The organism is Pseudomonas sp. SWRI111, from assembly GCF_014268555.1.
GTDB lineage: Bacteria > Pseudomonadota > Gammaproteobacteria > Pseudomonadales > Pseudomonadaceae > Aquipseudomonas > Aquipseudomonas hamedanensis.
On record NZ_JABWQQ010000001.1, the window covers coordinates 331,477 to 343,963 of the forward strand.

Genomic DNA, 12,487 nt, shown 5'->3' on the forward strand with positions numbered 1-12,487 from the left:
AGCAGCCTGGCGCGAACAAGTCAGCCCAGCGTTCTGGAACGGTCTAAGGAATCAAACGCATCTCTCGTAATTTGTCGAACACGTCGAAAAATGCCTGATCGCTCGCTTGGTATGCCGTGAATCCCAGGGTGCGGCTTTTCGACATGTCCGTGACAACTTCGATGGGTCGCCCAAGGTCAGCATCGGTATGCCATGGCGATATCAGGCGACCAATATCGGGTTCTTTCAGGCCGTGCTCCGTGACTATCTGCGTCCATATGGCTTGGTCGTTAGCCATCTGTTTCTCAAGGGGTGAGAGTGAAGCGGGATAGTCCGCAGCAGGCAAATCGAAGTAGTCGGCAATGCGGCCCCACATCCATTTCCAGCGAAATACATCGCCATTAGTAACGTTGAATGCCTGATTGGCGGCCGCCGGCGTAGTGGCTGCCCACAGTTGTTGTTTCGCCAACTGCCGCGCGTCCGTCATATCGGTGAGGCTGTCCCATTGCACCCGTGATCCCGGAAACACAAAAGGCCGATGGGTTTGTTTGCAAATCGAGGCATAGACGGCGAGGGTAGTTGCCATGTTCATCGCGTTGCCAACGGCTACCCCGGTGACGGTATGCGGGCGATGAACGCTCCAGGTGAAACCGTCCTTTTCAGCCGCGGCGAAGAGTTCGTCTTCCTGAGCGTAATAGAAATTCTCGACATCCAGACGACCCTGCTCCTCGCGGAACGGTGTCTGCGGCAGGCTGCCTTTACCATACGCTTCGAACGGGCCGAGGTAGTGTTTCAACCCGGTAACCAGTGCTACGTGCTGAACGCTCCTGGCTGGGCGAATAGCGGTGAGCACATTGCGTACCATGGCGGCATTGACGCGAATGTTTTCGGCCTCCGTGGCTTGCCGCGACCATGTGGTAATGAACACATGAGTGGGTTTTAAATCTGCCAGCGCCTGTTGCAGCGAAGCAAGATCCTGAAGGTCGGCCGCGACAGGGATCACGCCTTGCGCTTGTGAAGGATGTCTCGACAGTGCGGCGACTTGCCACTGGTTGTCGATCAGTAATTGAGTGGTGGCGCTACCGACGATACCGCTGGCGCCCCCGACCAAAGCTGTCTGGGTCATACGTTTCTCCTGGATTTAAATTTCGGAGTACGCCTGAGCATCAGAGGTTCAACCTGAAAATCCGTTAGAGTGTTCGCTACTCTCCGTTGAAGCCTGTGAACAATGAATCGTCCGCTGTTTGTCGCTCTGGATGGCCCGAAAGGCGTCGGCAAAACCTCGCTGTTGGAGGCCATCACCGAAGTCCTGAGGGCTGACAATAAGAAAGTCATCCGGCTTTGCGAGAAAAAAAGCGACCCGTTCAGGAGCGAGACAATGCACTTGGTGAACCAACTCGTCCGACATCCTGACCGGGATCTGGAGCTGGATGTTTGCCAGCGCCTGGCTGATAGCCGCAGCTGGATTTCCCGGCACGTGCTGACCAGACAACCCACCGACAGCATTATCCTGATCGACCGCTGGTATCCGTCCGAGGCCGCGTTTCGCCGCATAGTCCCGTTCGCAGAAATCCTCCAATTGAACCTTGATCGCAACGTGCAGGTGCCAGACCTGCATGTTGGGGTGGTCACAGCGGCCCAGATTTCGTGGGCGAGGGCAGGGGCACGACGGCGCGGCTTGAGCAGTACTGTGCTTCGCGGTCTGGAGGAGCATGTCGCTTGTACACACGCGTTTGAGCAAGCCGTTGCTGAACAGGGTTGGTTTTTATGCCGCAATGAGGGAACGATCGAGGAGGCGACGAGGCGGGTGGTTGGGGAGATTAATCGGGTGGTGAGCCGCCTGCGCGTCCCAGCGTGAGCTCCCCATGAGCAGGGTCGGCGGCCGGCAGCATCTGCTGACAGGTAATCTATAAGTTCTCACCAAAAGAGCCGCACTTTGTGCGACTCTTTTTATTTTTTGCTAATTAAAGCGATTGCAGCGAAATGCTTGCACTTGAAGAATCCTGCACGCTATCCGCATCCATCCATACCCACTGGCTACCGTCACCCTGAAGGTTGTTGGAGACGCTTTGTATCTGTGTCGGGATGATAGTAACCGCACCAGGCTCTGAGGCAGTTGGGCCGATGCTGGTCACCTGGCCAGTTAGCAAGCCGTTGGAAGTTTCATTGACCACGAACACAGTTGCATTTGCTTCGCGAAACTGGCAGGAAATGAACTGTGTGATTTTGCTTACAATAGTCAAATTCATCCATTTTGAAGGTGGTACGGCGAAGTACCGAGAGTATTTGTTGAACTGATATTGTTCTCCATTGGCTTGCAAAACATTATTGGTAAGGCCGCTTGTATTGATTGGCATGCTCACACTGCCCAACCAGGCTTCGACTTGACCGTTACCACTCCCGCTCGAAATAGATATGGAAATGGTCTGGGTATCACTGCCAGAGACGAAGCCCATAGACGCCAGGCCAGCGTTGGCTGTCGTGCCAGGGACGAGTATTTTCACCGGCGCTTTGCTGTTGCTCCATACAACATTGACGTCGACATTATTATCGTTGCCCGCTGAGTTGTATAAGAATATTCCGTAAATTTGGCCAGGACGCAGAGTAGTACACGTCGCCGTATCTCCCGCGTTTAGCGTAATACGCTGGCCGCCATTCCAATTGGTTTGCGAATCGTTGAGACCAAAGCTTTCCATGGAGTAGTCCTTTCGTTGATTTCTTCGTGATTGGCTATCGCGCATTACATCCATATGTCCCTGCGCGAATGGTGAGCCTAGTCTTCATCCATGAAAGCAAAGTGTTGTCTTTAGATTCATTGGCTATTGAGGTTGGAGCTGAAATCCTTCGAGTGCTAATTATTGAATGTTTTGAAATCGGAGGTTGTTTGTTATAGAGAAGTGTCAGTCTTTTGGTCGGTTTCGATTTGAGTTTGAAAGCCTTTGAAATTGTGAGAATAAAAGAAAAGGGCGCGTATTAAGACTACGGTTCAACCACTGAGGAAGAACCACGCTGGTGGGTAATGAGGTAGGTCGTTTCTCTGGATGATCCAGATGCACATGCCAAACCAAACGAGACAGGTGTTGCTGCATGTCACCAGCCTTTAAAAACCTTCACCCCAAAAGCCACCGCAAATCCTGCCTCTTAGCCGAGCGTCGCTTTAAAGAAGAAAAAACCGCCTGCTTTTTCTTCGTTTCAATTCCATGACAAAAAATTTTTTTTCATCTCAACTTTCTGATTTATATAGGTAATGTAATAAAAAAGAAAAATCAAGCTTGCGCTACGCATTTGCGGTGCTAAACCTCAAAAGCTGCACGGCAAATTTGAGCGTTTAAATTTGAGTCTCATCGACTGACTTGCAGCAGGTGGTGATGGGGACGATCCCGCTAGTCCCCCGTAGCCTATCCATTTCCCCAACCGTTTTAAAAGGGGGATTGGAGGTAAATTATGCGCAAGCCAACCAAGCCTGGTTCGCCTGAATCGGACGCAGGCCAACATAATCCCATTTGTATAAAGCCGGCTACACTGAACGCCCCCAACACACCCCGCCCGCCAGGGCTATCCTCGCGCGACAGCATATCTTCAAATAAGACCGCCAAAGCAGAACGCCGCGTGAGCAAGGAACCGATCTCGGGTAATCCTCCAAGGACTTACCCATCGGTGGTCATGATGTTGGACAGCGCTACTGATCTGGTCGTTGGCTTCCTTGTTACTGGTATCGCCACTCGAAAGATCACGACCGAGCAAAAAAGCGATGATACTGCCTCCCGTACGAGACTTTTCGTAAGATCTGATTCTTGTTCTTTTGAGGAGTTCGACCAAAGCAAACTCAGTCAGGAAGTTTCTGAATTGAGGGAGCCATGGCCCCACGAGGTGAAATTTGACGTAATCACTCCTCAGATGCGCATTCAAATTACAGAATGCGCAAAGCGAAAGTCTCGGCTGAGTTCGGAAGTTGAAAGTGTTATCGCTGGCGTGTTCAGGCGCGAGTTCCTAAAAGCCTCCTCGACCAAGAAGAACGCGTGGCGTGTAGTTTGCCAAGAGTGTTCTTTCTTGAAGATCAAGCCGCCATCCTATAGCGCCACTGCCGAACGCCTGGATGTTCTGTTCTCCCAAGAGGTTCTTCGGTACCACTAAAAGCCTTCACCCAAGATGCCTTAAGAGAATAGTACTGGAATAGTCCAGCGCTGAAGCAAGTCGGACGGTACTTTCAGTAGGTACCGTCCGACACCACTAGTAGCCACTAATCGGAGGATTCATCATGAGCTTCTACGACGCTTTGGGTGAGAACCCCATGGTCGTGCAATACAACAGTGATATCTGGGTTGTAGAGGGTTTGAACGGGACGGCCAGGCAGGTGCTCCTCAGGAATGCCCGTAGCTCCGAGGTGTGTTCAGTTTGTATTGACAGTGTGAAGGCTGTGGATCATCACGCTCTAATTCAGTCTGCAGTCGCCAAGGACGCAGCGAAAACGGTGTGGAGATCGCTGATCCTGGTCAACGGTTTTACCCCGGAGCAAATAATGGACGCACAGAGTAGGTGCACCATTATCGTCAGGACGCTCAGTGGGAAATTAACCTTCAGGAAGCTGCGAATGAATGCGACCTTAGCAACTTCTGATACTACAAAGTGCGCCGTAGGAACACCCAGGAGCTTAGTCCCGCAAGTTTGGAGGCCAAGAAGCAGGAGCGCAAACATTGCGGCCCCTGGGGCTGATATGGGGTGTCGTGGTTAGTCAGGAGGTGCAAGGCCTGGCGCTGTAGTTGAGATATTCGAAAGCCAATACTGCTTGGTCTGCGAAAAGTCCGCTACTGATCTAATCCACGACCGAACGAATCCGACCGCCAACCAGAAACCGGCTGGCCAGTAGCCGACCAACTGATCGAAAACAAGGCAGGGCAGGGCAAACAAACCGTCTCAGGGTTTCAAACCCTTGGGATCTCTATGTCCAACATAACAGGACTTTTAGTCCAATGCTAAAACCAATCGGGCGGCGCCTAACGCTGGTTTCACCGAGCGTGCCTCGTCACGCCTACAGCTTAGTGCCTAAAAGAAGGATCTTCATGAAGGTTGATAAGTAAGCGTCGAGAAGCGCTGCTGAAGGTTCCGCCCATGGCCACTGAGCAGAGGTATCCGTTATGAATTCTTTTTCAGCGCTAGATGGTAGTAGTAAAATTGTTAGGTATGACAATGATCTTTGGTTGGTCGAGGGCATCGACGAGGCCACCAGGAAAGTATACCTAAAGAATCTACGCACTCTCAAAGTATGTGCGGTGGAAGCCGCTAAGGCGATCCCTGTCGATCACCAGACCCTCAATGAGGCCGCTGCTACCAAGATCGCAGAAACCGAATCGGCGCGCTCGCTCATATTGATCGATGGCTTCACTACGAAGCAAATGGAGCAAGCGCACGATCGTTTCAAGATCATAGAGCGAGAGCTCAAAAAAGAGATCTCCGCTGAGCAAGCCGCCAAGGAATGCGGGCTCAGTCGCCCTCGTTACTACGAGGTGCGCCGCAACTACAACCCCGAGATTGGCCATATCAGTTTGCTTACGAAGAAGCGTGGGCGTAAGCAAGGTGCAACGACCCTCTCTCCTGAGATGGAGAAGATCATCGCTGACCAGTTCTGGCTGTATCGTGGCCAGGGTGCATCTTACCGCACGGTATGGAAGGGGGTTCAATCGAGATGCAATGAGCTGAAAATCACCGAGGTGCCTTCCTACGAAACAATCTGCGACCGCATGAACAAGCTGTCCGAGTACGAAAAAGCGGTTCCCGTGCGTGGCAAAGACTTTGCTGGTGACAATTTCCAGCTTAGGGATGGTTTCCGTGGGTTCAGTCGTGCGCTTGAGCAAGTCCAGATGGATCACACCGTTGCGGATGTCTTCATTTCCAGCACTGAAGAGCCTGACAAGACCATTGGCCGGCCTTGGATCACCTTGGCGATCTGCGCCAAGACCAAGGTGATCCTCGGCTTCTATATCGCCATTCGTTATCCCTGCCTCTGCAGCGTTGCTCATGCGCTCAAGCACGCAGTAATGCCTAAAGACGGGTTTATGAAGAAGCTGGATCTTGAAGATCACGATTACGAGTTTTATGGCCTCTTTGACGAGCTGCTGACTGACAACGCTCGCGAGTTTAGGTCGGGGAATCTAGCCGGTGCGTGCGCGCTGGAAGGGATCAAGCTTCGGCACCGTAGCCAAAAACAGGATGGAGGAATCTGCGAGCGAGTTTTGGGCACTTTGAACATCGGCGCAGTCCAGATGCTGCCCGGGGGGACGGCCTCCAGGACTCGGAAGGAAAGGGACTATGATCCGTCGAAAGATCATGCGATGACGCTTGACGAGTTCATCAGGTACTTCACGCTTTCCGTTTGCGAGTATCACGACACCATAGCAACAGACGGGAAGACGCCGCGTCAGCGTTGGCTCGAGGCCATGACGGACAAGAATGGGGCGCCCACCATTCCCCGGCAAGTCCACAACGTCAAAAACTTCATCATCGAGGTCATGCCGGAGAAGAATCCTACCCTGTCCAGGACGGGGCTCAAGGTCAACGGCTTCCGTTACTCGAGCAATGTCCTGCGACCCTTTGTCGGCAAGCGGCTACGCGTAAAGTATGACCCAGTCAACTTGTCTTCCATCCTCGTCCTTATTGAGGGTGAGTGGATTCAGGTGCCTGCGCGTGAGCAGACCACTGGAACCCTTGCCGCCCGTGATCTTCTGCTCAAGTCGCTGGCCAAAGCAGGGAAAAGGGCAGGGAAGCTGGGAGAGCGGGCTGTCAGGGCGTTCCTCGCTCGCACCAAAATGATCAGCAAGGCGCTCGCGCTTCCCAGTCCTGCGATGCGCAAGCAGCGTGAGATCAATGCTGCAGATAAGTTCGATCCGCTGCTCAAGCACCACGCCAAGAAAGCCAAGAAAGTCACGTACCAGCAGCGTGACTTCTCTGAACCCGTCGATGAGTTCGAGGGAGAATAGCCATGGATTTGTCTCATTTGGCCCCGAAAGTCCAGCAGATCGCTCTCATGGACAACGAGGCTCGCATCGCGTACTGCGACATGCCGGTTTGGATCAAGACCGGCAGCACCAAGTCTTTCTTTGATGCGGTCGCACGCCTGATCGAGCTTCAGCGCATCGGCAGTCGATCGTGTATTGGACTCATCGGCGTTAGCGGCATCGGCAAATCGACGATGGTTGAGCGCGCAGAGGCTCTGTTTAACACGCCCGATGCCACTCGTGTCATCCGGATCGACTTGGCCACTTGTGGACGGCACATCGACCTCCAGGAAACCTTTCTGAGCCAAATCGGCTTCACGGAGAATGCGAAGACGATGAGCAATCCCAATGGTGTTAAGCGCACGAAGGAGAGGCTGGAGCAAATGCAGGCAGCGGTTTGCATCCTTGACGAAGCAAACGCGCTGATCGGTGCAAAGCACATGCTCGTTCAGTCCAACTACACCTATCTGCGCGCCTTGGCTAACAGTGACGTGGGGTTGAGTGTGATTGTCGTGGGCACTGAGGAATTCAAATCCCACCTAGCTGTAGATTCACAGTGCCGATCGCGCTTCGGACTGTGGGAGGTGCCCTCGTGGGAGTCTGACAGCTTAGAGTTCTCGCGCTTCCTCAAAACTTTCGTCAAATTCATGCCACTCAGGAAAGCCTCTGTTCTGGATACCCGGGATATTCAGGCCGATCTGGTAAATGAATGTAATGGGAGCACGCGAGAGATCGTGAAGGTGCTGGTCGCCTCTGCGAAACTAGCGATTCAGTCCGGAGAGGAGCGGATCGATCAAGAGCTGATTAGCCTGAGTCGTAGCATGCTGCTGCCCACGTTCGGGGATGACTGAATCTGTGTGGCGTGGGTGGGTATGCAGTTCAGCCAATGAACCGCCTTTGCAGCGTGCTCTGGCTCTCCTACGCGAGCGCCATAAGGCAGAAGGAAGGCTGATTGTCGTGAGGGGTGAGGCGGGCGCTGGAGCAAGCGCTTTCGCCTCACGTCTTCATCAGCTGCTAGCTCGCGAAGGCATGCGTTCGGAATTGGTGCCAAGGATGGCCATGAACGCTGATTTCGTGTTCATGACCCATCTCCTCAGGTCGCTAGGCCTGCCCATCTACTCCGCTGATATCCACCCACCACGCAGGATTAGCCTCCCCTACATTGCTGCGCTTCATTTGAGGCGGTATCAGACGATCATATTTGACGATGGGCACGACTTCTTCAGCAAGCACCAGCAGAAGATCCATTTGACTTATAAAGTGCTGTCCTATCTGCTAACGCCGCCGTTCGGCTATGACATTGTCTTCTGCGGTACGTACGACGGGCTAACGGAGCTGGGGTTGCGCGCACGCGGTATGGGGGTCGAAGTCGTGTACGTCGATCTGAAGGCTGTGGAGTGCGACGAGGCCTATCAACACTTCGTTGCCGGGACAATGGAAGCACTGGCATTGTCGAAAATCCCAACTTACCTAGTTCCGTTCGAGAGTCCGCCGGCCGTATTCGACCCGCTCCAGCAAGGAGCGATTGACGCCGAAAACGACCTCATCAGAATGCTGGTGCCTAAGACCATCCCGCTCCTATTTCCCGAATTCGTGACGTCTCACGGTATCGATCTATACGAGCTTCATGAGCACACAAAGGGGCTTGTTGGCAAAACCGTGTCCACTCTCAGAGCACTCAAGGCGTCCATGGTACTGGACGCCAAGTCAATGGCAGGGAGGGCGGGAGCGCTGGATAAAGTGCCTCTTCCCCTTGCTGAGGTTGCCAGGGTTGCAGAGGTCGCTGGAGCTGCAGAAGTACTCAGTATCCATAGCCAGGTACCCGCTCACTCTGTAAAACAGCAAGACTCCCAGCCTGCTGAGGTGCTGAGTATTCACGCACCTAAACCGAAACCCAAGGCGGTATTCGAGCGAGGATTCGAAACGTACCTCAAACCGGTCGCTGACGAGACCTTGGGCTCCTGGCTGTCCAGAAATGCATGCTCCCCATCAATCACGATCATTCATGATGATTTTCTGCGGTGGTGTACAGGGCTGACTCAGGGTAGTCAGCAGTCCTATCACTCCTATAAGCGCCAAATGCTCACACGTGCACGCGGCGTAGCAGACTCCAACGGTCTGCCAATTCCGGCGAGGTTGGCCAGGGAGGTGGCGACAGCTCCGTCCAATGAAGGGAATGCGGATCAGATTCCTTGGGATCCGGCGGTGCTCCTTGGCTCCGCTGGCTATAGCGTGGCGCTAGGAAGAGACATCCTTGAACACGATACGCTTTATCGATCTCAGGCATTCCTCAACGTGTTTCCAGCGCGCTTACAGAATCGCATGCACGTCCAATTTTCGCTTCCAGGTGATGCCACGCATCCTCGGGAGAACCGTAAGTACTGTGCTCAGTGCATTGCAGACGATGTGACAGCGATGAGAGCCCCTGCACTGCGCAGGGCGTGGCGCAAACGTGGGGCCGCTGTGTGCATCTATCATCGTCACCCGGTTTTGCTGCAGCGCCTTGATAGGAGCAGCCTCAGTGAGCTGACCGGATCCTGGCTTGCTTACTCCCAGCATACTCAGCGCGAAGCCTTTGACCACGGCACCGGGTTGATCAGCCGAAGTGCGCGTGGTTTTCAGGAGATTGCATCTGAATGCAGGATCTGCCGAATTGTTGGCCGCTTACAGGTCTGGGTAGACAATGCGCCGGCCAAACCTACAATGAGCCAGCCCTCTAAGTATGCACTCTATTTCTTACTGGGTTTTTTCCTATACCAACCTACTTTAATTAGTGATGGCGGTATCGCGCGATGGTTCATCAGATTGGATAAAGGTTCAAGGCTGAATGCTAAGTTGTTCGATAGGCCAACAGTTCGGCAACTGGTGGCAAACATTGAAACGGCGCCTCCAAAGGCTATAGCAGTGGCGTATTTGCTTATCGGATGTGCTTTTAATTTGATTAGGCCTGCAGAACATGACTTTCTCCAGGGAGCGCTTACGTTTACCGATAGTGTCTTCCCCAGTGATCGTGGCGAGATAAAAGCCCTCGCGCAGTGCTTCCAGAACTATCACATTGTTGCAGTATGGGAGAGCGCCCGACGTAATCTTTCTGCCGAAGATTTGGCGCATGTGGAATGGCTGCTAAAAAAATAGTAGCCGCAAACCGCAGGCCGATTTTTTGTTCGAGTGGAGGCGCATTCCGCAGTCAGAATCGCTCGCCTCGTATTTCTTAGGCGACGTCTTGTAGTGAACAAGGTTGTAGAGAGAGGGTATTGCTGGAGTGAACCTAAAAGCCTCCGGGGACGGCTGACACCTCTGAGCGCCTCCTGCGCTGTGACGCATGGCGCGTGAGGTTAAGCAGCGCGTCAGAGGTGAGCGAGGCGGCTTCAGCGCATCAGTCATTTGCTATCACCGTCACCAGCAATATGCACCGGAGATGATGTGTGGGCGAAACGGCCATCGACGCCAATTTACGCTTAAATTGTGGCGCCTTGTAATGCCGGAGATAGAGCCTTCCAGGCAGAAAATTGCTTTAAAATCCGGAATCGCGGAGCGCCGAGGCCAAGCAAGGTTTTATCAGTATATTGTTCCAGCTCTCATAGCCTCGTGGCCGCTCCTCTAAACTGATATGGAAGGTTTAAGGTAAATTGACATATGTCGCTTTGGGCATGGTTCATGAGCGCATGATGGCACCGGTTTTCGTAAACGAACATGGCCTTTATCATTGTTACAGGAGCCGAATCAATGAGTTAAGTTATTGAAATATAAGAAAATGAATTTAAGACATCCAGAACGATGAAATCCGCCCAAATCACCATGCTTGCCCGGCGTGCGGAAGAGCCTCAGCCCTCAGGACTGGCCTGAATCACGCAAAGTGGCGTGGCGGAGCGCTTTGCGATTCCTGCCAAAGGCCCTTTGAACCCTTTAACACCCTTAAGACTTGGACTACACTCAAATTGCGTCCTAAGCCAGGTGCGGAATCATGAGCCGACCTCATACCTACGTTGAGATTCGAGAGCTTCAGTTCTTGCTGACGAGGCTTGCCGACGAGGCCCATCGTCTCGAAGCCAGCGACTCGAACTATCAGCTCGATCTGGAATTCAGCAAGGAGCTTGATCAGCTGATTCAGCGTTATGGTTACAGTGATGACGAGGCTTTGCGGCTGATAGAGATAGTGAGTTTTTACGAGTCCGAAGAAGGTTCGGAGCTGCGCAAACTGATCGGCGAAAAAAGTGAGTGTCGCGAGGATTTGAGTGTTACCGGCAGCACTAAAGCCGAACCAGCATGATTCACTGGGCAGGTGAATCTAAGTCTCGTCAATACAAACGCATTGTTTCCGGGGTGAGGGCTCTAAAATGACGAACCTTAATGACTATCTCTCCCTTAAGAGTAAGTTGACCAAGCTTGAAGAAAAGCCTGGTCTCGCTAAAGACCTTGCGTTTACGGAAGAATTTATAAGGCTGAAAGATCGCTATAATTTCAGCGCGAGCGATGTTGTACGTTTGATCAAGCCAGGCCGCGCCTTCACCGCCATTTCTTCTGCAGAGTGCGTTCACGAAGCTCTACAGTCGATTGCTAAAGATGCGCCTGCTGTAAAATCAACTGCCAAGTCGATGCGACGGTATCGGAATCCACATACGGGTGAAGTCGTTGAAACTCGTGGGTCAAACCACAATCGTCTAAAGGCATGGAAAGAGCAATACGGCACAGACGTTGTCACATCTTGGCGAGAGATTTAAGCTCGAGACCGGTTCTTGAAACCTTGAGCCCTACCATGACTACTGTGTCGAATGACGAAAATAGCTGGAGCGCAATAGGCTGATTCAAGCCCAGCCTGTCTACCACACTCAATCTTACCCACAAAGCATGATCAAATATCATGCAGTTGCGCTTGACGGCCCAGTCGCTGCATATCTGCCCTCCAGTGAGGAGATTGCAGGTCAGGGAGCGGGCGGTCTTCTTAAGCGCCAGGTATGCAATTTGGGAATCCCCTACGGGATGCCCGCCAACTGATCACGTGTACGTAAACCAAGCGTGCACAGCGCTTAGTGGTCGTCTTTCCACAGCCTGCTAACCGTCGACTGCCCAAGCCCCAGCCTTCCCGCGGTCTCCACCTGCGTCTTCCCCTCAGCCTTGCACTTGAGTACTGCCGCCCGATTGATCTCTTTTGATCGAATACGGGGATGCACCGAGTGGAGCTTCCCATCACTGAACTCGCCGTCGAGGTTGTCCAGGACACCTAGCTTTTCCAGCTTGGCAAGCTCGCCGGCCAAGTCTTTCAAAAACTCCTTGGGTGTCTGACGGCGACCATGGGAGGAGGCCGCGGCGAGGAGGGCGACTAGATTGATGTCGAGGATTACAGATATGTCCTCGAGGGTGGAAAGGGTAGGACTGCTTTTGCCCTGTTCAATATTACTGAGTTGGCGAGGCTCTACTCGCCCATGGAAGTCCTCTTGGGAGAGATTCTGTGCTGCGCGCGACAGCCTCAGGACGGCGGCGAGTGGTTCTCTCAGCGACATTTGGAGCATCCAAAG

10 protein-coding genes are annotated in these 12,487 nt (G+C 53.0%); 7 read left to right on the forward strand and 3 right to left on the reverse strand.

The window, feature by feature from the left end:
- Positions 1-43: 43 nt before the first annotated feature.
- Positions 44-1,105 (reverse strand): SDR family oxidoreductase, encoded by a 1,062-nt coding sequence (locus HU755_RS01350; protein ID WP_186630316.1) that lies wholly within the window; start codon positions 1,103-1,105, stop codon positions 44-46.
- 102 nt (positions 1,106-1,207) lie between these two features.
- Between HU755_RS01350 and HU755_RS01355 the strand changes: the two genes are divergently transcribed.
- Positions 1,208-1,837, forward strand: a complete 630-nt coding sequence (locus HU755_RS01355; RefSeq protein WP_186630317.1) for a dTMP kinase — start codon at positions 1,208-1,210, stop codon at positions 1,835-1,837.
- A 106-nt stretch (positions 1,838-1,943) separates the two neighbouring features.
- Here the strand turns inward: HU755_RS01355 and HU755_RS01360 are convergent, their stop codons facing one another.
- Positions 1,944-2,675, reverse strand: coding sequence for a hypothetical protein (locus HU755_RS01360; protein WP_186548205.1), 732 nt, complete (start codon positions 2,673-2,675; stop codon positions 1,944-1,946).
- A gap of 748 nt (positions 2,676-3,423) precedes the next feature.
- Between HU755_RS01360 and HU755_RS01365 the strand changes: the two genes are divergently transcribed.
- From HU755_RS01365 to HU755_RS01390, 6 genes are all read left to right on the forward strand, one after another.
- Positions 3,424-4,113 carry a hypothetical protein gene (locus HU755_RS01365; RefSeq protein ID WP_186630318.1) on the forward strand — a complete coding sequence of 230 codons (690 nt, stop codon included), beginning with the start codon at positions 3,424-3,426 and terminating at the stop codon, positions 4,111-4,113.
- Positions 4,114-5,114: 1,001 nt separating this feature from the next.
- Complete coding sequence (locus tag HU755_RS01370; RefSeq protein ID WP_032865449.1) at positions 5,115-6,953, forward strand: Mu transposase C-terminal domain-containing protein; 1,839 nt, start codon at positions 5,115-5,117, stop codon at positions 6,951-6,953.
- 2 nt (positions 6,954-6,955) lie between these two features.
- Positions 6,956-7,822: a TniB family NTP-binding protein gene (locus HU755_RS01375; protein WP_017135652.1), complete on the forward strand. Its 867-nt coding sequence runs from the start codon at positions 6,956-6,958 to the stop codon at positions 7,820-7,822.
- Positions 7,823-8,030: 208 nt separating this feature from the next.
- Positions 8,031-10,106 (forward strand): TniQ family protein, encoded by a 2,076-nt coding sequence (locus HU755_RS01380; protein WP_186630319.1) that lies wholly within the window; start codon positions 8,031-8,033, stop codon positions 10,104-10,106.
- An 829-nt stretch (positions 10,107-10,935) separates the two neighbouring features.
- A complete protein-coding gene (locus HU755_RS01385) occupies positions 10,936-11,241 on the forward strand; it encodes a hypothetical protein (RefSeq protein WP_017135654.1) in 306 nt (101 codons plus the stop codon).
- 67 nt (positions 11,242-11,308) lie between these two features.
- The gene (locus HU755_RS01390; RefSeq protein ID WP_178124053.1) at positions 11,309-11,692 is read left to right on the forward strand and encodes a histone-like nucleoid-structuring protein, MvaT/MvaU family; all 384 of its coding nucleotides are present in this window, start codon (positions 11,309-11,311) and stop codon (positions 11,690-11,692) included.
- 306 nt (positions 11,693-11,998) lie between these two features.
- Here HU755_RS01390 and HU755_RS01395 read toward each other — a convergent pair whose 3' ends face one another.
- On the reverse strand, positions 11,999-12,472 hold the full coding sequence (locus tag HU755_RS01395) for a helix-turn-helix domain-containing protein (protein WP_238349932.1): 474 nt from the start codon (positions 12,470-12,472) through the stop codon (positions 11,999-12,001).
- Positions 12,473-12,487: the final 15 nt, after the last annotated feature.

Coding starts and splice junctions, on each gene's coding strand:
- HU755_RS01390 (WP_178124053.1), top strand. CDS start 11,309: ATGACGAACCTTAATGACTATCTCTCCCTTAAGAGTAAGTTGACCAAG.
- HU755_RS01395 (WP_238349932.1), bottom strand. CDS start 12,472: ATGTCGCTGAGAGAACCACTCGCCGCCGTCCTGAGGCTGTCGCGCGCA.
- HU755_RS01360 (WP_186548205.1), bottom strand. CDS start 2,675: ATGGAAAGCTTTGGTCTCAACGATTCGCAAACCAATTGGAATGGCGGC.
- HU755_RS01380 (WP_186630319.1), top strand. CDS start 8,031: ATGAACGCTGATTTCGTGTTCATGACCCATCTCCTCAGGTCGCTAGGC.
- HU755_RS01375 (WP_017135652.1), top strand. CDS start 6,956: ATGGATTTGTCTCATTTGGCCCCGAAAGTCCAGCAGATCGCTCTCATG.
- HU755_RS01365 (WP_186630318.1), top strand. CDS start 3,424: ATGCGCAAGCCAACCAAGCCTGGTTCGCCTGAATCGGACGCAGGCCAA.
- HU755_RS01370 (WP_032865449.1), top strand. CDS start 5,115: ATGAATTCTTTTTCAGCGCTAGATGGTAGTAGTAAAATTGTTAGGTAT.
- HU755_RS01350 (WP_186630316.1), bottom strand. CDS start 1,105: ATGACCCAGACAGCTTTGGTCGGGGGCGCCAGCGGTATCGTCGGTAGC.
- HU755_RS01355 (WP_186630317.1), top strand. CDS start 1,208: ATGAATCGTCCGCTGTTTGTCGCTCTGGATGGCCCGAAAGGCGTCGGC.
- HU755_RS01385 (WP_017135654.1), top strand. CDS start 10,936: ATGAGCCGACCTCATACCTACGTTGAGATTCGAGAGCTTCAGTTCTTG.